Source organism: Arenibacter palladensis (genome assembly GCF_900129275.1).
Classification (GTDB): Bacteria; Bacteroidota; Bacteroidia; order Flavobacteriales; family Flavobacteriaceae; genus Arenibacter; species Arenibacter palladensis.
In genome coordinates this window covers 348,203-371,799 of sequence record NZ_FQUX01000004.1, presented here as the reverse complement: position 1 = coordinate 371,799, position 23,597 = coordinate 348,203, and the positions used below count along the sequence as shown (strand labels likewise).

24 protein-coding genes are annotated in these 23,597 nt (G+C 38.3%); 21 read left to right on the top strand and 3 right to left on the bottom strand.

Translation table 11 applies throughout. From position 1 onward, the window contains the following. The first annotated feature begins 143 nt into the window (after positions 1-143). The 10 genes from BUA60_RS13885 to BUA60_RS13850 all read left to right on the top strand — a co-directional run bounded on the left by BUA60_RS13885 (position 144) and on the right by BUA60_RS13850 (position 7,807). On the top strand, positions 144-1,028 hold the full coding sequence (locus BUA60_RS13885; RefSeq protein WP_072862756.1) for a mechanosensitive ion channel family protein: 885 nt from the start codon (positions 144-146) through the stop codon (positions 1,026-1,028). Between the two features lie 139 nt (positions 1,029-1,167). Further along, complete coding sequence (locus tag BUA60_RS13880) at positions 1,168-1,329, top strand: DUF1328 family protein (protein WP_072862602.1); 162 nt, start codon at positions 1,168-1,170, stop codon at positions 1,327-1,329. Between the two features lie 71 nt (positions 1,330-1,400). Continuing rightward, complete coding sequence (locus BUA60_RS13875) at positions 1,401-1,592, top strand: hypothetical protein (RefSeq protein WP_072862600.1); 192 nt, start codon at positions 1,401-1,403, stop codon at positions 1,590-1,592. Between the two features lie 205 nt (positions 1,593-1,797). Then, positions 1,798-2,118 (top strand): hypothetical protein, encoded by a 321-nt coding sequence (locus BUA60_RS13870; RefSeq protein WP_072862598.1) that lies wholly within the window; start codon positions 1,798-1,800, stop codon positions 2,116-2,118. Between the two features lie 264 nt (positions 2,119-2,382). Continuing rightward, positions 2,383-2,946: a helix-turn-helix domain-containing protein gene (locus tag BUA60_RS13865; RefSeq protein ID WP_072862596.1), complete on the top strand. Its 564-nt coding sequence runs from the start codon at positions 2,383-2,385 to the stop codon at positions 2,944-2,946. A 12-nt stretch (positions 2,947-2,958) separates the two neighbouring features. Continuing rightward, positions 2,959-3,405, top strand: a complete 447-nt coding sequence (locus BUA60_RS13860) for a response regulator (protein WP_072862595.1) — start codon at positions 2,959-2,961, stop codon at positions 3,403-3,405. Positions 3,406-3,418: 13 nt separating this feature from the next. Further along, the gene (locus BUA60_RS13855) at positions 3,419-5,998 is read left to right on the top strand and encodes an ATP-binding protein (RefSeq protein WP_072862593.1); all 2,580 of its coding nucleotides are present in this window, start codon (positions 3,419-3,421) and stop codon (positions 5,996-5,998) included. Positions 5,999-6,403: 405 nt separating this feature from the next. Beyond that, on the top strand, positions 6,404-6,544 hold the full coding sequence (locus tag BUA60_RS23050) for a hypothetical protein (RefSeq protein WP_178346999.1): 141 nt from the start codon (positions 6,404-6,406) through the stop codon (positions 6,542-6,544). 44 nt (positions 6,545-6,588) lie between these two features. Continuing rightward, positions 6,589-6,750, top strand: a complete 162-nt coding sequence (locus tag BUA60_RS22870; RefSeq protein WP_317043201.1) for a lmo0937 family membrane protein — start codon at positions 6,589-6,591, stop codon at positions 6,748-6,750. A gap of 25 nt (positions 6,751-6,775) precedes the next feature. Further along, complete coding sequence (locus BUA60_RS13850) at positions 6,776-7,807, top strand: helix-turn-helix domain-containing protein (RefSeq protein ID WP_072862591.1); 1,032 nt, start codon at positions 6,776-6,778, stop codon at positions 7,805-7,807. A 240-nt stretch (positions 7,808-8,047) separates the two neighbouring features. Here BUA60_RS13850 and BUA60_RS13845 read toward each other — a convergent pair whose 3' ends face one another. Then, complete coding sequence (locus BUA60_RS13845) at positions 8,048-8,536, bottom strand: Dps family protein (protein WP_072862589.1); 489 nt, start codon at positions 8,534-8,536, stop codon at positions 8,048-8,050. A 357-nt stretch (positions 8,537-8,893) separates the two neighbouring features. Beyond that, positions 8,894-10,465: a hypothetical protein gene (locus BUA60_RS13840; protein ID WP_072862587.1), complete on the bottom strand. Its 1,572-nt coding sequence runs from the start codon at positions 10,463-10,465 to the stop codon at positions 8,894-8,896. A 195-nt stretch (positions 10,466-10,660) separates the two neighbouring features. On the opposite strand from BUA60_RS13840, the gene BUA60_RS13835 reads away from it, so the two are divergent. The 11 genes from BUA60_RS13835 (at position 10,661) to BUA60_RS13780 (ending at position 21,287) form a co-directional block, all read left to right on the top strand. Then, positions 10,661-11,131 (top strand): hypothetical protein, encoded by a 471-nt coding sequence (locus BUA60_RS13835; RefSeq protein ID WP_072862585.1) that lies wholly within the window; start codon positions 10,661-10,663, stop codon positions 11,129-11,131. Between the two features lie 238 nt (positions 11,132-11,369). Then, a complete protein-coding gene (locus tag BUA60_RS13830) occupies positions 11,370-12,113 on the top strand; it encodes an SDR family NAD(P)-dependent oxidoreductase (RefSeq protein ID WP_072862583.1) in 744 nt (247 codons plus the stop codon). A gap of 63 nt (positions 12,114-12,176) precedes the next feature. Continuing rightward, complete coding sequence (locus BUA60_RS13825; protein WP_072862581.1) at positions 12,177-12,965, top strand: SDR family NAD(P)-dependent oxidoreductase; 789 nt, start codon at positions 12,177-12,179, stop codon at positions 12,963-12,965. A gap of 56 nt (positions 12,966-13,021) precedes the next feature. Then, the gene (locus BUA60_RS22775) at positions 13,022-14,356 is read left to right on the top strand and encodes an enoyl-CoA hydratase-related protein (RefSeq protein ID WP_084532602.1); all 1,335 of its coding nucleotides are present in this window, start codon (positions 13,022-13,024) and stop codon (positions 14,354-14,356) included. 87 nt (positions 14,357-14,443) lie between these two features. Beyond that, entirely contained in the window at positions 14,444-15,622 is a 1,179-nt protein-coding gene (locus BUA60_RS13810; protein ID WP_072862579.1) for an acyl-CoA dehydrogenase family protein, read from the top strand. A 5-nt stretch (positions 15,623-15,627) separates the two neighbouring features. Then, positions 15,628-16,710 carry a phosphotransferase family protein gene (locus BUA60_RS13805; protein ID WP_072862577.1) on the top strand — a complete coding sequence of 361 codons (1,083 nt, stop codon included), beginning with the start codon at positions 15,628-15,630 and terminating at the stop codon, positions 16,708-16,710. A gap of 175 nt (positions 16,711-16,885) precedes the next feature. Then, a complete protein-coding gene (locus BUA60_RS13800) occupies positions 16,886-17,287 on the top strand; it encodes a response regulator (protein WP_072862576.1) in 402 nt (133 codons plus the stop codon). 75 nt (positions 17,288-17,362) lie between these two features. Further along, positions 17,363-17,905: a heme NO-binding domain-containing protein gene (locus tag BUA60_RS13795; RefSeq protein WP_072862574.1), complete on the top strand. Its 543-nt coding sequence runs from the start codon at positions 17,363-17,365 to the stop codon at positions 17,903-17,905. Continuing rightward, on the top strand, positions 17,898-20,258 hold the full coding sequence (locus tag BUA60_RS13790; protein ID WP_072862573.1) for a PAS domain S-box protein: 2,361 nt from the start codon (positions 17,898-17,900) through the stop codon (positions 20,256-20,258). The genes BUA60_RS13795 and BUA60_RS13790 overlap by 8 nt, the downstream gene beginning before the upstream one ends. After that, positions 20,255-20,575, top strand: a complete 321-nt coding sequence (locus tag BUA60_RS13785; protein ID WP_084532601.1) for a histidine kinase — start codon at positions 20,255-20,257, stop codon at positions 20,573-20,575. The genes BUA60_RS13790 and BUA60_RS13785 overlap by 4 nt, the downstream gene beginning before the upstream one ends. Position 20,576: 1 nt before the next feature. Beyond that, on the top strand, positions 20,577-21,287 hold the full coding sequence (locus BUA60_RS13780) for a LytR/AlgR family response regulator transcription factor (protein ID WP_072862571.1): 711 nt from the start codon (positions 20,577-20,579) through the stop codon (positions 21,285-21,287). Positions 21,288-21,335: 48 nt separating this feature from the next. Here BUA60_RS13780 and BUA60_RS13775 read toward each other — a convergent pair whose 3' ends face one another. Continuing rightward, positions 21,336-23,411, bottom strand: coding sequence for a tetratricopeptide repeat protein (locus tag BUA60_RS13775; RefSeq protein ID WP_072862570.1), 2,076 nt, complete (start codon positions 23,409-23,411; stop codon positions 21,336-21,338). Positions 23,412-23,597 lie beyond the last annotated feature (186 nt).

Here is a 23,597-nt window from a genome sequence, read left to right as displayed (position 1 = left end):
GTTGTTAATTAATGGTTCCAATATACATAAATATTGGAACCATTTTTTTGGGACAAACATCAACTAAGTATGTATATTTAAATAAGATGAAGTTATTCCTCAAAATCTTCTTAACTTCTACATCAACAACTAAAACTCACATTATGGATTTAAATATCGACGAAGCTTGGGAGGAAATGACCAAAAGATTGACTTCTTGGATAGACAGTTTAATAGTGAACTTGCCCAATATCATTTTAGCGCTACTCGTATTCATCATTGTAATTCTATTATCCAAGTATTTCACCAAACTAACCTGGAAACTACTGAATAAAAGTAGTTTACAAAAATCCATGAAGAATTTAATTGCCAAATTAATTTCTGTAATGGTTATCCTAGCGGGATTGTTTTTAGTACTCGGAATCCTGGATCTTAGCAAAACCCTGAATACAATATTGGCCGGTGCAGGGGTAGCAGGTCTGGCCGTGGGTCTGGCTTTGCAAGGGGCCTTGGCCAACACCTATTCCGGAATAGTATTGTCCTATATAAAACACATTAAATTTGGGGATTGGATAGAAAGCAACGATTATGAAGGGGAAGTGATCGATATAGACTTAAGGGCTGTAACCATAAAACAATCGGACAACAATCTGGTTTATATCCCCAATAAATTGGTTTTGGAGAACCCTATCAGGAATTTTTCTACCACGGCCCAATCCCGTGTAATCCTGAAATGTGGGGTTGGCTATTCGTCCAATTTGGAATTTGTGCGCGACCTTGTGTGCAAGACCATTGCCTCCCATTTCGACAACGTAGAAAATGCCAAGGAAGTAATTTTTCTTTATACCGAATTTGGGGATAGCTCCATAAATTTTGAAATCCGTTTTTGGATCAATTCTACCTCTTCCCTAGAAGTACTGAAGGCTAAAACTGTTGCAATGATAGCTATTAAGAAAGCTTTCGACGATAACAACATTAATATCCCCTTCCCTATACGCACCTTGGATTTTCCAGAAAATTTCAAATTCAACAATCCTACAAACAATTGAATTAAAACAAGTTACAACAAAACCATCTGTGTTAACTATTAATGTGATTACGTTAAACAATGTGATTTAATATCTCGAGATTTGTTTCAGAGATTGTTAAGAAACAATCAATAGTATTAACCTAAAAAACACATATATCATGCTACGATGGACAGTAACATTTGTAATATTAGCAATAATTGCCGCAATTTTTGGATTCGGCGGAATAGCAGCAGGAGCTGCCAGTATTGCTAAAATCCTATTTTTTATTTTCTTGATTCTATTTGTAATATCACTATTTACAGGAAGAAGCAAGGTCTAAATAAGAAAGCTTTTTAAAAATTAACAGAAACAAAATAAAGTACAGACGTACGTAATCTTAAAACTATAAAAATGAAAAAATCGATAATATACTTCTTATTTGCCCTACTATTTACTGTTTCATTGGCCACCTTTACCAGTTGCAGGGAGGAAAAAACTGCCGGCGAGAAAATTGAAGATGGAATAGAAGAGGTAGGTGACGGTATTGAGGAAGGCGTGGAAGAAATTGGTGATGAAATAGATGACGCCACGGACGACAATTAAAACATTCTCTTTGGTTGGTTAGATTTTGTTTTGAACGGACATTTTCCATTGAGGATCTTGTCCGTTTTTATTTCCCCAAAAAATTCTTGGCCACACCCAGGGTAACAGTTAAAATCAATGACTTTTTGTGTTACAAAACAAAGGATAGGCTTGCCCAAGATCCAATTAAAAAATATACACAGTAATTAACTTTAAACATATTAAAATGACGAATGAATTTGCCAAGAACGAAAAAGAAATAATAGACGAATATCAAAAAAAAGGCTTTAAGGGCAACTACCGGGTAGAAAACATGAAATTGATCGATTTGAAGTCAAAAATCGCGTATTCACCAGAGAATGTTACTATTTTGAAGGAATATCGCTTCGAAGGAATGAGCAATCCGTCCGATATGTCGATTTTATATATTTTGGAAACAAACGATGGCAGCAAAGGAACGGTATTGGCCAATTATAGCCCATCCAGCAATATTGAAACAGCGGAATTTTTCAAGGAAATCCCCGAAGAAAACTATATGACAAACTAAATCCTTATGGCCAGAACAGCGTGGACGTCTATGTTAAACCATGGCCTGGACAGGCTACGATGAACACCTACTTAAGCGCAAGGAAGGTAAAAGATTTAAGTATTGCAAAAATTCCCCTACATTATCAATTGGGAGTATAATTGATAAAAAATTCACTGAGCAGTTTAATTGAAATTAAAAAATCATCATCTTTGTGTATAACGCCCGTTTTATTTTCCAAAGTTTATTGGAATTGCTGTAACCGGCCCATATTATATGCAATTAATGAGAATCTATCTAAAATTTGATTTTAACCTTATATGCAAAACTGTTCTACAGGAACAATTGGACGCCTTGGGAATGAAATATACCATTCACGGTGTTGGGGAAATTGAATTTGATAGAAGGCCTACATTGGAGGAAGAACAGGAAATGGCCTCGCTTTTGGGAAATTATGGCATAGAGATTATGGATGATCAACAAATGGCATTGGTGCAACGCATTAAGGATTCAGTTACAGAATGGATCAATGATGCTGAGAACCCTAAAATATATAATTTCTCTACCTATCTTGCTGAAAAACTGGATTATTCATATACCTATTTGTCTTCAGTATTCTCTGAAGCTACCTATTCTTCCATTGAGAATTTTGTAATTTTAAAAAAAATAGATATTGCCAAAAGTTTAATTCTCCAAAACCACCTGACCTTAACGGAAATAGCGTTTAAGCTCAACTATAGTAGTGTTTCACATTTATCGGCCCAATTCAAAAAAACGACCGGACTTACGCCCTCCTCCTTTCAAAAAATAATCTTGAAGAGGAAAGAAAGAGCCTTAAACCAAAAATAACCAGACCTCTATATGCCCCTAAATACGCTAAACATAGCCTTGGCCGATGATGATGAAGATGATAGAACATTGTTCAAGGAAGCTATGAATGAAATAAAAATTAAGACCAAAATATCCCTTTTCAACAATGGTAAGGAATTAATGGATTATTTGACCCTGCCCAATGTAATTTTACCGGAAATAGTATTTTTAGATTTAAACATGCCCATCAAAAATGGAATGCAGTGTCTCCACGAAATTAGAAATCATCCTAGATTACAGGACCTATTGGTAGCCATATATTCCACATCCTCCTCAGAGGCCGATATTGAGGAAACCTTTGTGAACGGGGCCAATATTTACATTAATAAGCCTAATAGCTTTGGGGACCTAAAACAGGCCATTGAAAAGGTTTTACAGCTAAATTGGCAATATCATACCTCGGCCTTGAACAAGGATAATTTTTTATTAAGGATCTAAAGAGATTTAAGGCATGCCAATAAGAAAAATAACATCCTCTCCAAAGGTACTTGCGGTATCCCTTATTTTGGCCATAGCCCTTCTAATGTTCCTTGGGAGCATTAGTTACAAGCAGATCGTACAGCTTGGAGAGTCGGCAGATATGGTATCCCATACCTTGGAGGTGGATATGGAAATAAATCAGCTTTTTTCCTATTATGCCCAGATGCAATCCACGGAGCTTAAAAATCTGCTTTCCCATGACACCTTGGGTATTTCTTCCTTTGAAAATTACAAACCCGAGGTACAGGAATCCTTCCTAAAACTAAGGGAACTCACCCAAGAAAATCCCGTACAACAGAAAATACTACTATCGGTCCAATCCTGGCAGGACAGTCTTTATAATTCTTTAAAAATTATAGCGAACATTCCATTTCAAAAAACAAATTATTCTTCCAGCGATAGAGAAAAAATAAACAAGGTTTCAAATGCTATAACCCAACTTAATTTGCTTAGAAACCAAATGTACAAGGAGAAGCAGATACAGCTGGAGCAGCGTAAGCAAGAATATAGATCGCAAATAATGTTTACCCCCTTAATGACTTTGCTCTTGGGTATGTTTGCGTTATTTATCTTTATTATTTCATTTCTGCAGATCAATTCACAAAGGAAAAAAACGGCTACCGCCGAGAAGTTCCTTCAGAATATTTTGGGCAGCACGGACAATATTATAAGTTATTTTGAGCCAATTTATAGTACTACCGGACAAATAAAAGACTTTACCATCGTATTTTCCAATGAAAAAATTGAGTCTGTCCTAGGGCAAAAATCCAGCCAAATAGAACAGAGAAAAATGTCCGAACTAATTCCCATCAACTTTGAAAATGGCATTTTTGAAGAATTGACCAAAGTTATTGATGAGGGGGAGACCCGTAAATTTGAAAAGCATTTTAAATATAATGGTAATAAGTTTTGGTTCAAGACCACTGCCGTAAAATTGGAGAACGGGGTTTTAACTACTTCGGTCGATACTACATCGGAAAGAAAGTTTACCCAAAATTTAAGGGTTTTGAACGAACAGCTCGAAAAGCAAAACCGGGATTTGATCGAAACCAAGTCTTTTTTGAACAATATCCTTGAAAGCACTACTAACACCGTTAGCCATCTTATTACCGAGAGGGATTTTAATGGTAAAATAATAGATTTTAAATATGTATTTACCAACGCCGAAAGTGAGAAACTTACCGGAAAACAAGTAGACGAGGTTATTGGAAAGTCAATATCCAAAATATATCCTTCCGTGCACGATACCGGATTATTCGATCTAATGGTAAAATGTGCCAACAATGGCAGCATTGAAACGAATGAAAGCGAATATATTTTAAAAGGAAAAAGCGTATGGGTCCACACGACCATAAATAAATTGGACGATGGTATTACCCTTACTTCATATGACAGCACCCAGATCATTAATGCGAAACAACGCTTATTGGAGCTTAATGAACAATTAACCGTACAGAATTCCATTCTAAACGATGCGGAGGCAGTTGCCAAAATAGGTAGCTATCGCTGGAATATTGAAACAAAGACAGCGAACATGTCCGATAATTTTTTCAGCTTATTGGACTGCGAACCTAACGAGTTTGTACCCACACCTGAAAACTACAGGCCCTTTATACACCCAAAAGACCTTGAGGTTTACGACGAAAAATTAAACCTTGCCTTGGAAAAGAAAATAATAAGCAATTTTACCTATCGCGTTATCACCAAAAAAGGGAAGGTAAAATATCTTCAGAATTCGGGCCATTTTTTAAAGACAGAATTTATTGGGGTTGTAAAGGATATAACCAAAGAATTAAAGAATGAACAAAAACTAAAGGACAAGAACCTTGAACTAAAACGCGCCAATAGTGAATTGGAATCTTTTAACCGTGTTGCCAGTCATGACCTTCAGGAACCTTTAAGGAAGATTCAAATGTTTATTTCAAGGATAATAGATTCCGATTCCTCAAATTTTACGGAGCAGCAAGCACAGTACATTGAGAAGGTAAAATCGTCTGCCAACCGTATGCAGACCCTAATAAAATATCTTTTAGCCTATTCCAGACTCAGCAAGAAGAAAAAGGACTTGGTGCCTGTAGACCTAAATCTGGTAATTGAAAAAGTTCAGGAAGATTTGGAAGCTCCAATTAGGGAATCCGGGGTAGAATTTATTCTTGGCAATCTTCCGGAAGTAAGAGGTGTCCCATTTCAGTTGGAACAACTTTTCAACAATCTTATTTCGAATTCCATCAAATATCACAGTATTCTTGATTCCCCAAAAATTGAAATCGCTTGTGAAAAAATGCAACGCTCTACGATTCCTGCTGATTTTAATAAAAAAGCCAAGGAATATTTCTGCATTACCGTAAAGGATAACGGTATTGGTTTTGAACAGGCAAATGCCAATAAAATATTTGAACTTTTCCAACGTCTTCATCAAAAAAATGAATATTCAGGTACTGGAATAGGATTAGCCATATGCAAGAAAATAGTGGAAAAACACAAAGGACATATTGTGGCACAGGGCCAAATAAACAAAGGAGCTACCTTTTACATCTATTTGCCCGTTTAAACAAAATATATATTCAAAACGGCTGATATTCCCCAGTACAATTCCCCTTCCAATTAACATCCGTGGTAAAACCAATGGTATTGAGAAGGCTCGTGAGTGTTTGATGTATATCCTTAATAAACCATCAAGTAAAGTCTAGTCACAAACTTGGGTCCAACTTATTCCTCCATTCGTCCGCAAGAAATATCATGACCTTGGCTCTCTAAAATGTACAGGAAAATATAGTACAAATCCAACCATAATTCTTCTTTGATATTGATTCAACCCATTAAAATCTTGCTTTTTTTAATCAAATAAGGGCCATTTCGTGGAATTATATAACGGAATATAAAAATTGTATAACAAAAAAAGTACCCTCAGTAACGAACTTTGTTGGACACAATAAGAAACTTAAAGACAACCGACATGAAAAAGACAACTGAACCTTATCAACTGAATTCTAAAATTGGTAAAAGTTGGACATTGGATTCCGAGGACAATAAAAACTATGATCTCCCTGATAATTTCATTATGGGCATGACCAATAGCCACTCAGAATCCCACTAAGTCCAAGACTTAATTAATTGCGAAGGCAAAGAAGCCTTTTAATTATGATAAAAAAGAAAATGCCGAAAATGTTGATTATCGCAGCAATAATAATGCTCTTTTTATGGGCCATTGGCTTTTTTTTATTCAACGTTGGCATAATAATACACCTGCTCCTATTAATTGCCGTGGTCCTTTTTATTACCAGGGTGATTCGGGATAAATGAAGTAATAATCCTAAAATACTGAAACATGAAAATTGTATATCTTAAAACGAACAACATAGCGAATATATTTAATCAGTTACAGCAAGACTTGGGAGGAAAATTAAAAATTCGTCCACAGGAGTACAGTCTAGAGCTGAACAATAATTTGGTAAGCGGTGTCATAAGCGGGGTTTCCTTTAAGAATAATATCTCCTTTATGGAATACGATATTGTCTTTAAGGAAGATATGCTTCTCATTAACAATATGCCTATTACCAATCCTATCCACTTTATGTATTGTGCCAAGGGAAGAATAAGTCACAGTTTTGGAATCAAAGGTGAAAAAAGACTGCTCAACCAATTCCAAACAGGAATATTTTCCTGTGACCCCAGTCAGGATACCACCTTGTTCTTTAGGAAAAATGAAGTTGTAAAACTATCCAACATAATGGTGGACACCCATGAACTAGATCAAGATGATGAAAATACCGACCTTCTAAGAAATCAGTTACTAAAGACATTTTTGCCAAAACCTGGACAGAACATTTTTGCCTATATCGGTTCCTACAATCTTAAGATTGCCGAAAAAATACAACATTTGGGTGCTATTACCCAAAAGGGATTGGTTAGAAATCTTTTGATAAAAGGTATTGTACATGTTATTTTGGCCATGGAAATTCAACAACATAAGGAAGATAGAAAAAATGCAAAAAACAATTTCGGATCCTTGACCAAAGATGAAATGGATGACATAAAAGAGTTATCCAACTTCATCAAAAATTATCCGGAGATTCAATACAGCCTAAAATACCTAAGCAAGAAATCGGGTCTTTCACCAGCGAAATTACAGGAAGGTTTTAAACTGTTGTTCGATAGAACGGTTACAGATTACATCAGGAACGTAAGGGTAGAGACCGCAGAACACCTTATTAAGACTACAGACCTCAACATTTCGGAAATAGTGTATAGTGTAGGCCTAACTAGCAGAAGTTATTTTTCCAAAATATTCAAGGAAAAATACAACTGTAGTCCTAAACATTATCAGGACCATCAAAATTCGGTAGCTGTTACAGCCTAATATATCGCTAAGTTTATCTACACAACCAGTCTTTAGACTGGTTTTTTTTTGCTTTATAAGCAGCTCAAAATAACTTCATCCTTATTGGCGCACAGAAATCCCTTATCCCCTAACCACTACCTTAATCGGAATATTCATTTACAACATTGGGAAAACCAACCATATATCCAATGCAACAAAAAAACGGCAGGAGATAATTCTCCTACCGTTGTCAAATGTGTTTAAAGGTCCTAGTACCTATTAAAAGGTTTTCAGGGAAGCCCTGAGCATCCAAGACATCTGCTCATGTAATTGCATTATTCCCGTTATGAAATCGGCGGTACCTTCATCATTGTGCTCCTCTGCATTTTCACTGATACTTTTTCTAATGAATTTGATAATGGTGTTATGGTCCTCCAATAAAACTTCCATAAAACTGGAGCTATCGTTCTTTTTTGGACTTTCATCCTTCAAATGTGAAAGTTCCAAAAACTCGTTCAAAGTCCCCGGAGAATAAAAACCTAGCATACGTATTCTCTCGGCAACCTCATCTACAATTTTCTCTATCTTATTGTATTCTTCCTCAAAAAAAACGTGTTTGGTATGGAAATCGATTCCCTCTACATTCCAATGCGCATTCCTCAATTTGGTATACAGCAAATATTCATCCGCCAAAAGTTTGCCCAGCATGGCCACTACGGCTTTTCTATTGTCTTTTTTGATTCCGATAGTTGCTTGTGTTGTTTCCATAATATATAAATATTTTTATTTTTTGTTAATAACAACAAGTTAGGGCGTTTTCTAAGGAAACATTGATTCAAACGATTTTTTGCTTTGCTCTATTTGGGTAAGGTTTAAAGAGATGTATTTAAACAGCCGTTGTGAGACTTTTTGAATGATGCTAAACCTACCTTAGGAATAGCAATGTAAGTGTATATTTGTTTAGGAGAAGCTTAGCTCTGTATAAGTATTCTGCCCGGATTATAATAATGCTATTTTTGATCTGCTCTTTAAAAGGATACCCTTATTCTATACAGCACCAAAAAAGCAACTCCCTAAATCAGCATATCCAATTCTATTTTTACATTAATCTTATCCTAGTAAAAATTATTCTTTTTTACCATCACCGGTAAGGGTATTCACAATCCCGTCCATTACATTGAGCCATAAATAATTAAAGAACGATTTTGTATTATCCCTCTCTGCATATATTTCCCCATATCTGTAGCCCGATTCGTCCGTTTTGGAGCCGTCATTGGTGAAAATATTACCCACAAAGGTCAATAGTTTATTTACACCCATCCTATCCTTTTTAAGCACTGTAAAACGAAAATCCTCATAGTTCATCTTCATATCCCCAGTAGAACTAACTGCATCACCACTAACAGTAAAATAAAGCTCTTGTACATCACCTTCTGCCTCTGTGCGAAGATTGGATCTCAGGAATTGATTAATGCTCTCGGACTTAAAATTCTTGACAACACCAGAAACGAAAAATGCATCGTTCTCCTTGTGGACATCAAAATTCCATCTAAGCTCAATTGGGGCTTCTCCCATAAGTTGGGCCACGGCCTCTATCTCCGTCATTTCTCTATTTTCATGGGTATTGGAAACATTACTTATCGTAGCTTCAAGATCTGCAAATACAATCTCACCCGGAACTGTTCCCATTTTCACCAATTCCGAATATGCAATATATCCATTGTTGACCATAACCTCTGAAACATTTAGATCTATGGGCAGCTCCCGTAACATGCGACTGTATAATTTTTTTTGTTCATAGTCATCTTGAACAAGCTTATCGCGAAATATTTCCATATTAGGATTTTGGAGAATAAACGATGTAGCGTTCAGAAAAAATCGTTCAGCATTAAATCCAAAATCCATACCAGACAACTTAAGTTCAGGAATTTTCAAGTCTATATAATCATGCTCCTTGTCCAATTTTTTGGATAGAGTTGCCTTGTTATATTTGGATCTCAAGGATAAATTGCTGATTTGTAATTCTTTGTCCTTGATACTTGTTCCGCTTAGGGTTAAAGCCTCATATGGACCAAGATCTGCATAAACCCTTCCCGAACTCAAATCGTAATCCCCATAAGAAAATGGTATTTCCCGTTCTATAGTCTCCCTATCCAATTTTAGATTTTCAAGGGAAAAATTCAAATTTTCCATAGAAAAAACTACGGAATCCGCACTCTTTGCCATAAGCCTGAATTCGCCATCCACAATGGACAATTGTGCAATGGACAAAGTCCTTTCTTTGGCACTATCAGTTGCGACTACCCCATCGTTTTCAACTTCATGATCTCCTTGATAATATTCTGCTTTAGGCCTTAACAGTCGAATTTCACGAAAATCTATGGTGTTGCAAAATAAGGCCTGGTAATAACCTAATCCTTTTAGATCAATAGCTTCCAACCTCATCCCTGCTTTTGTTATTTTGGCTTCCTTATCCAGAAATTCCAACCCAACATCAGTTAATCCCACAGAGCCTTTAATGAGGTTTACTTCAATTTTGCCATAGGTCAAATGTATATGATCAGGTATTTTTTGGCTCAAAAAATTCTCGATATAACTCTTGGCCCTCCATTGAAGGATGGCAAACAAAAGCAATATTAGGAATATTGGAATAGTGATGATCCAAACTATTCTTTTTTTCAGTTTGCCGTCGGCCATAATCAGTTCAAAAATTAAAACTATTCTTCACAAAGTACGAGCATACATCCTTAATTAATACCCCAACCCAATTAAATATTGACTTTTTCCAAAGAGCAACCTTTTAATCCCAATGGAGTTATTATTTGTTTTGATGGGGACATTGGAGTAACCCAATAATATCTAATATTGTATAAAATAAAAACAGTCATAATCATGAAGAAGATACTAAGTGTTTTAACAGTTATAACAATGACAATTGTAGCGGCCAATGCCCAATCCATTTCAAAAAACGCCCTTGGTTTAAGACTTGGGGACAATGACGGATTTGGTGGGGAGGTATCCTATCAAAGAGCGGTATCGGACAATAACAGGCTTGAATTTGACCTAGGTTGGCGCGATTCCAAAAATGTAGATGCCTTTAAATTGGTTGGACTCTATCAATGGGTAATGCCAATAGAAGGGCTATTTAACTGGTATGTAGGTGCAGGTGCAGGAATTGGTTCCTTCGATTCCCCTGGTGGAGATGGTACCTTTGCATTGGTTGCAGGCGATATAGGAATAGAATGTAATTTTGATTTTCCGCTACTGTTATCCTTGGATATCCGTCCCGAACTTGGATTCAATGATAGTTATTCCGATGACCTGGATCTGGATATTGCATTAGGTATCAGATATCAGTTCTAAAACTGATTAAAAATTAAAACAACATATACCCTAGAATCAATTTCATTGATTTCTAGGGTATTTTCATTTTATAGTAGTTTTTAACGAACCCATAAATAATTTAGAACTTTTAATTATTCAGATTGCCACAAGGGACTACCATTGTTGTCCCTTACCAATAATACTTGTTGCTTCATTAGAGTTTGTCTTCAAAGTTTTTTAAATTACTGAATTAAAACCAGTTATATAATTAATAAAAATGAAAAAACTAGAGGGCCAGGTCGTGATCGTTACCGGCGGTGCAAGGGGTATAGGTGAAGGAATCTGTAAAGTCTTCTGCAATGAAGGCGCCATTGTTGCCTTATGGGATGTGCTGGATGAAGGTCAGAAAACCGCAGACAAGATTGCCAAAAACGGCGGTAAAATATTCTACCAAAATGTGGATGTTTCCAACCAAGAATCTGTTGACATGGCTGTTGCAAAGCTCATCTCTGAATATGGAAAAATAGATGTACTCATTAACAACGCTGGAATAATTCGGGATCGATCTATCCTAAAAATGAGTCGAGAGGAATGGGATCAAGTTATGCACGTAAATGTTGATTCCCTGTATATCACCGCCAAAGCTGTAGTACCTCATATGAAGGCAGCTAATTATGGCAGAATTATTTCCGCCTCCTCCGTGAATGCCTTCCAAGGCGCCTTTGGACAGACCAACTATAGTGCCAGTAAGGCGGCTATAGTTGGTTTTACACATTCCCTGTGCAGGGAAGTTGGCAAATACAATATTACCGTAAATGCCGTTGCTCCAGGTTTTATTAAAACTGAAATGACGGATTCCATGCCTCAAGATGTTATACAGGCTGGGATTTCAATGATTCCTGTTGGTAGAATCGGCACTCCGGAAGATATGGGGCATGCCTATCTCTTCTTAGCCTCCAAGGAAGCTGGATTTATTAGTGGGCATACCTTGCATGCGAATGGCGGTGCCATGCCCATGTAATACAGGCCTTTTGGTCCATCATTAAATACACAACACAAATGGTACTCTAAATATACAAGTGGAATGCGAACAAGGATAAAACAAAAATTCGATTTAAAAAATAAAGTGGCCATTGTTACAGGTGCCAGTAAGGGTATAGGCGAATCCATTGCAAGAGGGCTAGCGGAATACGGTGCCAAGGTGGTCATTAGTTCCCGTAGCCAGGAGGCCGTTGACCAAGTGGCAAAAAATTTAAAAGAAGAAGGATATGATGCCTTGGGGATTGCCTGTCATGTTGGAGATGAAGCCCAAATAAAAAAATTGGTCGATGAAACTGTAAATGCCTATGGAGGGGTGGACATTCTAGTGAACAATGCCGCTACCAATCCGTTTTATGGTCCCTTGGACACTATGGAGAATGCCCTATTTGACAAAATAATGGACATAAATACCAAGGCCCCTTTCTTGTTGGCCAACCTATGTTATCCCATTATGAAAAAAATGGGAGGTGGAAGCATTATCAATATTGCCTCGGTAGAAGGAATGAAACCAAGTGTTGGATTGGGATTGTACAGTGTTAGTAAGGCGGCATTAATTATGTTGACCAAATCACAGGCTGTGGAATGGGGCAAATTTGGAATCCGCTCCAACGCCATATGCCCGGGACTCATCAAGACCAAATTCAGTTCGGCCTTATGGCAGAACGAAAAAATACTGGATCAAGTAACACGTCATTTACCGACAGGAAGAATGGCCACACCGGATGAAATGGCCGGCCTGGCCTGTTTTTTGGCTTCCAACGCATCCAGCTATTGTACCGGATCGGTTTTTACTGCCGATGGAGGACACATGATAGCAGGCGGTTTTAATTAGTAATTGAACGATGCTAGAACTTACCAAACAATTTAATAGGACCTAATAAAAACCAAATGGCAGAAGAAAAATCAATCAACAAGGCATATTCCACAGAAGTTCCACAACTATCGGATCTGACCCATTACCTAGGCAAGGAATTGGGGATATCCAATTGGATGACCATAACCCAGGATATGATCGACTCATTTGCCAAAACCACGGAAGACACCCAATGGATTCACATAGATCCGGAAAAATCCGCCAAATATTCGCCCTATAAAAAAACGGTAGCCCATGGATTCCTGGTCCTTTCCCTAGCTTCAAAATTCTGCTTTGAAACCCTCAAGATCAAGGATATTGCAATGGGGGTAAATTATGGATTGGACAAAGTACGGTTCATGAATGCGACCCCGGTAGGCGCCTTGTTAAGGGCTAGAGTATCTTTAATGGAATTCAGCCCATTTGAAGGCGGGGGCAAATACAAACTAAAGCTTGTATTTGAACTAAAAGGAGTGGAAAAACCGGCCTGCGTTGCCGAATTTATTGCCCAAGTCTATTCAAATCCCAATAGTAAGAAAGCAATTTCTGAACCTAAAAAGGACATCCCGAAAAAAATTGAAAACAACAATGATGAGAGCGTTCTATTTGAAAAGGATGGCGATATTGGAATTATTACCCTCAACAGGCCCTCAAGGTACAATGCGGTCACTGACGATGTCGTGAACGGAATTACCACCGCCATCAATAAAATCCGGAAAGACGATGACATTCGCGCAGTGGTTATTACAGGAGCCGGAAAAGGTTTTTGCGCGGGTGCGGATATGGCAGTCTTTGGCCAGATTACACCGGAAGAAGGCCGGGCATATATTACCAGCACCTATCAACCTTTGATGCGTAATCTTTTTACACTTCGCAAGCCGATTATAGGGGCAATTAACGGAACTGCGGCCGGAGTAGGAGCTTCCCTGGCCCTTGCCTGCGATTTTAGGGTAATGTCCCAAAACAGTGCTTTGTTGTACGCCTTTATCAATATAGGCTTAGGTCCTGACGGTGGCGGTAGTTGGCTTTTGGCAAGACAAATAGGTTATAGTAAAGCACTACAAATAGCCGTAGAGGGCAAAAAAATAATGGCTAAAGAATGTTTGGATCTTGGACTCACCAATAAATTGGTAAGTGAGGACTCCGAATTGCTTAAGACAGCCAAAAATTGGGCCCACGAATTGGCCAAACTTCCTACCTTGGCCGTAGGTGTTACCAAAGAAGACATATTCTATGCCATGGGCCATGATCTATATGACACCATCGCTTATGAAGCAGAAAAACAAGTTACCACGTTTGCCAGTCGCGATTTTTCAGAAGGTGTCAATGCCTTTTTAGAAAAGCGCCCCGCTAAATTTATAGGCAAATAATACTTTGATGAAGGTAGTGCTACCTTTTTCAAAACATTTCCCGAGCCGATTATAAATGAAGACCAGATCTACCAAAAAGCAAAACAAATGAATTTCGACGACATAAAAATTAGGATAAAAGCCTTTGTTAAGGAGGAACTTGTTCCATTGGAACCTTGGATTTTAAATTGTAGTTGGGATGAAAAACTTCCAAAACTAAATGAAAAACGCCAAAAAGTAAAGGACCGTGGACTTTGGCTACCTCAGATTCCAAAGGAATACGGGGGTTTAGGGCTGTCCAATACCCAGCACGGGGAAATCAGCGAAATTTTGGGTGCCAGTCCCTACGGACATTATTGTTTTAATTGTCAGGCCCCTGACGCCGGGAACATGGAAATATTGATCGAATTCGGAACCAAGGATCAAAAAGAGGCATACCTCTACCCTCTTCTCGCCGGCGATATTAGAAGTTGTTTCGCCATGACCGAACCGGATTTTGCCGGCTCCAATCCCGTAAATATGGGGACAATGGCCTTTAAAAAAGATGGCAACTATATAATAAACGGTCATAAATGGTTTACAACAGGTTTTGATGGGGCCACCTTTGCCATTGTAATGTTGGTAACCAATCCAGAAGCTTCGGAACCGCATAAAAAGGCTAGTCAAATAATTGTCCCCACCAATAATACTGGTATCGATTTCATCAGAAACATTCCCGTTATGGGGCATACCGGAAATGGCTGGGAAAGTCATTCCGAAATTAAATTCCAAAACGTAAAAGTCCCATTGACCAATGTCCTTGGAGGAGATGGAGAAGGATTTACCATTGCCCAAAAACGGTTGGGCCCGGGACGTATCCACCATTGTATGCGTTGGATGGGTATATGTGAACGTTCTTTTGACCTCATGTGCCAGCGGGCAGTATCCCGGGAATTGGCGCATAGTAAGACATTGGCCGATAAACAGACCGTTCAAAACTGGATAGCCGAATCTAGGGCCGAGATTAATGCAGCAAGACTATTAATCCAAGATGCTGCTCATAAAATTGATTCTCAAGGTGCCTATAAAACACGAAAAGAAATTTCCATCATTAAATTTTACTGTGCCAATGTCCTACAAAAAGTGGTGGACAGGGCAATTCAGGTCCATGGGGCCTTAGGCCTAACGGACGACACCATCCTGGCATTCTACTATAGACAGGAGCGGGCTGCCCGAATTTATGATGGGGCGGACGAGGTGCATATGAGCAGCTTGGCCAGACAGATTTTGAAAGAATACAGAATTTAAGTTTTATGTTGAACAAATGGAACGATAAATCCACGGTTATCCGTAAAGGTGAAGAATTACAAATGGAGAATTTGCAATCCTATTTACAACAATTCCTTGCCAACAAGGGCGATTTAAAAGTATCCCAATTTCCCAGGGGATATTCCAACCTTACCTATTCGGTAGAACTGGGAAAAATGGAATATGTATTGAGAAGGCCGCCCATTGGGGCCAATATAAAATCCGGACACGATATGAAACGTGAATACGACATATTAACGGCCTTAAAACCCAATTACGGCAAAGTCCCCGCACCCATACTCTACTGCCAAGACCAAACCATTTTAGGCTGCCCCTTCTACCTGATGGAACGGGTGGAGGGAGTAATTCTAAGGGCTAAAATGCCTGAAGGGATGATTCCGTCCACAGCACTGATGCGCGGCATATCCAACAGTTTTGTGGATACGTTTGTTGAACTTCATCAATTGGATGTAAAGGAAATAGGCTTGGATGATTTTGGTAAACCCGAAGGATATATGCAACGTCAGATTGAAGGTTGGACCAAACGATATTTCAAATCCAAAACCGATGAAATACCAAGAATTGAAGCTGCGGCCAAATGGTTGGGCCAGAATACGCCCAAGGAACCCAAAACCTATTCCCTGATCCATAACGATTTTAAATACGACAATTTGGTACTGGATCCCCGGGATTGGACCAAAGTAAATGCAGTACTGGACTGGGAAATGGCTACCATCGGAAATCCGTTGATGGATCTGGGAACCACTTTGGGATATTGGGTAAACCCCAATGACCCAGACTTTATGAAGGCGTTAAACCTAACCCCAACCCATCTGCCAGGTAATCTTTCCAGGGAAGAAGTGGTGCATCAATACAGTCTAAAAAGTGGGCAAGTAGTAAACGATGTTATATTTTATTATGTCTATGGACTATTCAAAATAGCCGTAATCATCCAACAAATATACCTTCGCTATAAAAAAGGATTTACTCAGGACCAGCGCTTTGCAAAACTTATAGATGGGGTAACCCTACTTGGGGAAATATCGCATATGGCCATAACCAAAAAACGTTTGGACGATCTGTTTTGAACAATAAAAGGTATTTAACCTTAGGGCAAGCCCTGACCCAATAATAGGAATCGACCCAATTACAGAGGCCGTACCTAAAGGACCACTGGTCTACACTTAATTTCCATTCGTCTATAGCAACCAATTATTTTGTTGGGTTTTACTTACTTTGCAGTTCACTATAATACGCCTAACAATGAACATTCTATTCATAGAAGACGATGCCATAGAAACAATGAAGCTTCATAGAACGCTTGGCAAACTTGGTTTACACCATGATATCATTGAGGCCAAAAATGGCGAAGAAGCACTTGCCATTCTCAATTCCGATGTAAAATTGCCCGATATGATCTTTCTGGATCTAAACATGCCACGAATGAGCGGTATAGAGTTCCTTAAAATCTTAAAGGCACACGATAGCTATCGCTATTTACCTACCGTTGTACTTACAACATCCCAAAACAGGGCGGATTTATTGGAATGTTATAAGATCGGCATTGCCGGTTATGTCATAAAACCCCTTAAATACGAGGATTATGCAGAAAAATTGCGAAAGGTGTTCGAGTATTGGGAAGCCAATGAACTTGTGAAAAAATAACACAAAACCGCACATTCACAACAATTTCTTTTATACAGGTAACTGTTTTCCTACATTTAATCACAAATAAGTATCATGAAAGGAATTGTATTCACTGAGTTTATGGAAATGGTAGAATCCTCCTTCGGCCTGGAGGTAGTGGATGAAATCATTGAGAAATCAAATTTAGAATCTGAAGGAATCTATACATCCATAGGCTCCTATGAATTTAATGAAATGGTAAGCTTGATAACCAATTTGAGCGATTCGGTTAAGATAGACACCAATACCCTGCTCCATACCTTTGGCTACTACCTGTTCAGTAGTTTAGGAAAGGCCCATCCCGAGGTAATTAAAAGCTACACCAATCCTTTAGGACTTTTGTACAGCATAGAGGACCATATACATGTGCATGTTAAAAAACTATATCCGGATGCCGAATTGCCAAGTTTTAAAATCCTGGAAAAAACGGACCATTCCATTTCCATGATATACTCCTCATCAAGGGGACTGTATAGATTGGCCCATGGACTAATAGAAAAATGTTTTGAACATTTTAATAGTTCGGCAAAAGTATCCTATGAACTTTTGAAAGAGGATGGAACCGAAGTTAAATTCGATATAGTTCAAAATGGATAATAAAGAGGTTATTCTGTTGAAAAAGGCCTTGGAGCGACAAAAGAAGGCCAGAATCCAAGCAGAAAAAATATTGGAATCCAAATCGCATGAACTATATAATACTGTTCATCACTTAAAACAGGAAAATAGCAAGTTACAACATCTGCTAGATGAAAAAACTTCCGAATTGGACGGGGCTTTCATCAATATAATAGACCCCTACGTAGTCATGGATTTAAAGTTCAATGTTATTAACATGAACAACTCCGCCAAAGATTTTTTGGGATATGACCATACAAAGGAAGAAATTAATTTGGCCAAAATGGTCCATAAGGATTATGTTGATTATACCGTAAAGTCCTTCAATTTTCTTATTGAAGTAGGCACTTTAAAAAATTATAGGGCAAAAATTATTTTAAGGGATACATCTGAAAAGCATGTACAGATCAACGCCAACATGATTTATGACCCCACTGGAAAACCTATTGCTGCCCAAGGTATTATAAGGGATATAAGCCAAGAAACAGAAATAAAACATTTACTTGCCGAACAGAAAAAACAACAGGACATAATTGTAGAAAATTCACCATTGGGAATAGTGCTCAGTGTGGATGGAAAGATCATAAAGGCAAATCCAAGTTTCTCCAAACTAGTTGGATATTCCGAAAAGGAACTAAAAATACTTAAGGTTAGTGATATTAGTGCAACTGATACTTCCAAGGCCACTCAAGATTTAATGGATAAAATGAATACTGGCAAACTGGATAATTTTACGATCACCAAACAGTATATACGTAAAAACGGCACTATTTTACACGCCAAAACAAATGTAAGTGCAGTAAAGAATTTTAAGGGGGAGGTAGAATTTCAGGTGGCCATGATAGAGGATATTTCCAAGGAACTCGAAGCCGAGGAGCAATTAAAAGCTTCCGAAAACCGCCTTTCTACCTTGATTCTAAACCTTCAGACCGGAGTTCTTTTGGAGGATGAACACAGAAAAATAGCCTTGACCAACCAGCTTTTTTGCGACCTATTCCAGATATCGGCCTCCCCAGAGGAACTCATAGGCGCAGATTGTGCTATCTCGGCCGAACAGAGCAAAGAATATTTCAAGGATCCCGAGGCATTTGTCAAAAGAATAGATGAAGTACTTGGCAATCAAAAAATGGTCGTTGGTGACGAACTGGAGATGTTGGATGGCAGAATTTTAGAGCGAGATTATATACCTATTTTCAATAATGGCCGTTATACGGGCCACTTGTGGACCTATCAAGATGTCACTTTACGAAGAAACTATAAACGGACACTAGAGGCACAACGGGAAAAGTATAGCAGTATCATCGCAAACATGAACTTGGGGCTTATTGAGGTAGACAATGATGACGTGGTGCAAATGGTCAATCACAGTTTTTGCCAAATGAGCGGCTATACAGAGAAGGAACTTCTAGGCCAAAAGGCAGTAGATATTATAAAACCTTTGGACAACAAAATAGTTCATGAAAAAAACCAAAAGAGACTTAAAGGACATTCCGATTCCTACGAAGTAAAAATAGCCCATAAAAACGGAGAGCTACGACATTGGTTGATCAGTGGCGCACCTAGATATAATGAATCCGGTGCTGTTGTTGGATCTATAGGCATACACTTGGATATAACGGAACAAAAACACCTTCAACTCCAAAAAGAGCAACTCTTAAAGGAATTGGAATCCAGTAATAGGGGATTACAGGAATATGCACATATAGTTTCGCACGATCTTAAATCGCCCTTACGAAGTATTAGTGCACTGGCATCTTGGGTAAAGGAAGATTACCATGAGATTTTGGATATAAATGGCCAAAACCAACTTCAGATGATGCAAGAGAAAATTGAAGGCATGGACAAGCTTATTGATGGAATCTTAAATTATTCCAGTATCAACAGTCAAAATCTGGAGAATGAAATGGTAGACCTAAACTCTGTTATTCATGAGATTCGCGAGATTATTTTTATCCCCGAACATGTCAATGTTGTCATAATGAATACGCTACCTGTTTTAAATTCGGATAGAACCAAAATGCACCAGCTATTTCAAAATCTAATAAGTAACGCCGTAATGCATATTCCGAAAAAGGAAGGACTGGTAAAAGTTAGCAGTGAAGAAACCAATACACATTGGCAATTTAGTATTGAGGACAATGGCATAGGCATACCTAAGGAATATCATGAAAAGATTTTCAAAATATTCCAGTCCATAGGAGAAGGTGAACGTTCTACGGGCATAGGACTGTCCATTGTAAAGAAAATAGTAGATTTATACGAAGGTGATATCTGGTTGGAATCAGAAGAGAATAAGGGAACCACATTTTATTTCACTCTAAAGAAGAACTTATGATTGAAACACCCAATCTAAATTACATTAAGGAGTTGGCAGGAGAGGATATTGAATTTGAGAAAAAATTCATCCATATCATAAAAAAGGAGTTCCCGGAAGAGGTAGATACATACTTGGAACAGATCCAAACAAATGAGCTTTTAATGGCTGCTGAAACCGTACATAAATTAAAGCATAAATTTAACATATTGGGTCTGGAAAAGGCCTACGGATATGCGGTAACCTATGAAGAAGATCTTAGGGAAGGCAATAATAAGATGGACATGGATTTTAGATCAATACTTCAAAAAATAACAAAATACCTTACAACTATATAGTATGAATTGTATCATCATAGACGACGAGGCTGCGGCAAGGGCAATTGTAGCCCAATTGTGTTCCAAGATTCCTGAATTGGATGTTATTGAGCAATTTGACAATGCCATTGAGGCCATCAAGTTTTTAAACCAACAGAATATTGATGTAGTATTCCTGGATATACACATGCCCGGGTTTTCTGGTGTCGATTTTGTACAGACCCTTAAAAATCCTCCAAAAATTGTATTGACTACCTCCGACACCAATTTTGCCATAGAAGCCTATGAATACGAGTCCATTGTGGACTACCTAGTGAAGCCCATTACCTTGGAGCGCTTTCAAAAATCCATTCAAAAATTAAAAAACATATCACAACAGTCACCAGTTGGTCCATCTAAGGAAGCAGGAGAAACAGCATCAGGTGAAGATCTTTATATCAATATAGATAGGCGCCTAATTAAATTGAAGTTGAACGAGATTACGGTCATAGAAGCCAAAGGGGATTATATAGATATCAAGACCGAAAAAGAAGTATATCATGTACATACTACCTTAAAGAAGATTAAGGAGAAACTGCCGGAAAAGGTTTTCATGCAAATACATAGGTCGTTTATCATCAACTTCAACAAAATTATAGATATTGAGGACAATAGCGTCTTAATAGGTAAGAACGTTATCCCGATCAGTCGCTCCAACAGACCTGAACTAATGCGAAGACTAAACCTTCTGTAAAGCACCAGTATTATATATTGGACTTTTACCCTCCCTTTTTTAGGGTTTTTAATTCGATTTGCTTTCGGACTCCAAATTGGCAAAGAACAATGGTTTTTTAGTCAAGGACCATTTTAGTTTAAATCCAATTTCCGTAAATTCAAATCCAGCGGCCGTGGCCGATGCTATATTGCTATATTTACCATAAACACTTCCACTGAGACGTTTTCCAAATTGGTGTTGCACGGCAGCTTCAGCCCTGAAAATTAGAGTTTGGGGGTCGTTTTCCACCTTTTGAATTCCTGTAGCCACACTGGCCATATAGTGGGTATCTGTTGATATTTTCCCCCTGATATCCCCAAAAACCTCCCCGACCTGGTATTTTTCAGGACTAAAATATAGGGAAGGTACTTGCTCTCCGAAGGTGATATACTGATAATTAAGACCAAACTTTAATACCGGTTTCTGTGATACCGTATAGTACAGAGAGGTAAATAAGAGGTTACGACTGTTGTTATCGGTCTGCTGGGTGTGCATCAATTGGGTATACCAGCCCAAATTGAAATTGGTCCCTAGATTGTAATTAAGTCCGTAATGATTCATCACAATTTCGCGCTCTATTAAATCTGCATTAAAATTCTGCACTTCCCTTTGGTAGCCCAATTCTAGATTCTGCAACTTAAAAGGCTTCAATTTTAATTTGGCATCCAAAACCGGTTGGGTGTAAGCAGTTTCCATAAACCTACTGTTATTGAATCCCAGGACAGTGGTCATATCTACATGGGGTGCCAATTTGTATCCAAAACCAACCAACACAACATGGGATTCTGCCTTATTCTGGGTAACCGTATTCTCTGTAGTTCGGTACTGGTAGTTTAGTGTGGTTTTAAATTTTGTGGAAAAAGGTACAAAGGCATTTACTGAATTGGAAAAAGCCACATTATTACCATTGTCAAAGGTATAGGTGGCATGTTCTACAATATTTGGGGTATGCAAACCATTCAGTTTTTCAATAAAACCTTGCGCATCTTTTTGATTCTTAAATATTTTCAAGGTCTGAAATGCCGCCTTATAAGCAGGTACGATTTGATCTGAAGCAAAAAGTGCGTTTGCCTTACCTAAGTTTCCGTCAAAAGAGACACTATCCTTAGAGAGTATGGCGTCATAGCTTGATAAACTTGCCTTAAAATCCCCGGTATACATTCCTAGGGTAGCATTTAATGCCTGTACCCAATTGCCATTGGGGAATACAACGGCTAAACTGTCTATTTCCTTTCTGGCTTCGGTAAACTTTCTATTCCATATCAGGGCCTGTACATGGCGGTCGTAGGTGCGCTGGCTAAGCCCGGTATCACCAAAGGACTCCACTTTTTCTTTAGCCTTCAAGGCCATTGTTAGGGCCATTTTTTCATTTCCGGCTATGTGTTCTGCAAGTGCAATTCCATTTATAGCGGTGATCGAATCTTTAGCGGATGTGGCATATCGCCGGTAGGTATTTTTGGCACTATCCGTCTCTTTGGTTATCAATTGTAGGTTGGCCAAATTCAACAATGCCTCCTTATCCTCAGGAAAATCTCCAAAAATTTCCTGTAGCAATTGTTGTCCCATCCCATAGTTTTGTGCATTTACAAACTCATTGGCGTATCCTAATTTTATATACTTCCTTGAAATCTTGGCACCTTCATTATCCGGTTGCAGTGCAATGGCCTTATTTACCCAATACAGTGCAGTTTTATATTCCTTTAGATTGCTCAAGGTATTGGCATACCCCAACAAAGCCCCAAACTTTTCTGGATTTTTGGCCACCATATCCTTATACAGTGGTTTGGCCTCCTTATATTTTCCTGCCCATAAAAGGGATTCTATATAATTTATGGCCACCTCATAATCGTTGGGGTACTTTTGCTGTAAATCTCCAAATAACGCATTGGCCGTTTTAGGCGCTCCATTTAGACCAACTGCCCTTCCATAACAAATCTGGGCTGTCTTGTTTTCGGAATCCGATTCCAAAAAGGCTTCAAAAAAAATCTCGGCATCTGCAAAATCTCCATTTTCCAAAAGTTCAAATCCCTTTTGCATAGATTGTTGGGCCTGAACAGAAAATGACAATAATAAAAATAGGGCAATTAATTTATAAGTATTCATAGGTTAAGTTTTCCGGATTTATGGTCGCTATTTGGTTCGGCCTAAATCCTATTTATTAAGCTTATGTAAAGCTACGGCAGACACAACTTTACCGGAAGTGCAATACCTGCCATTCGTCTACAGCAAATGACGACCCGTCTACATCGGCCTTTTCAAAACGGCTATCCTATAGATATTTGCCTTAAG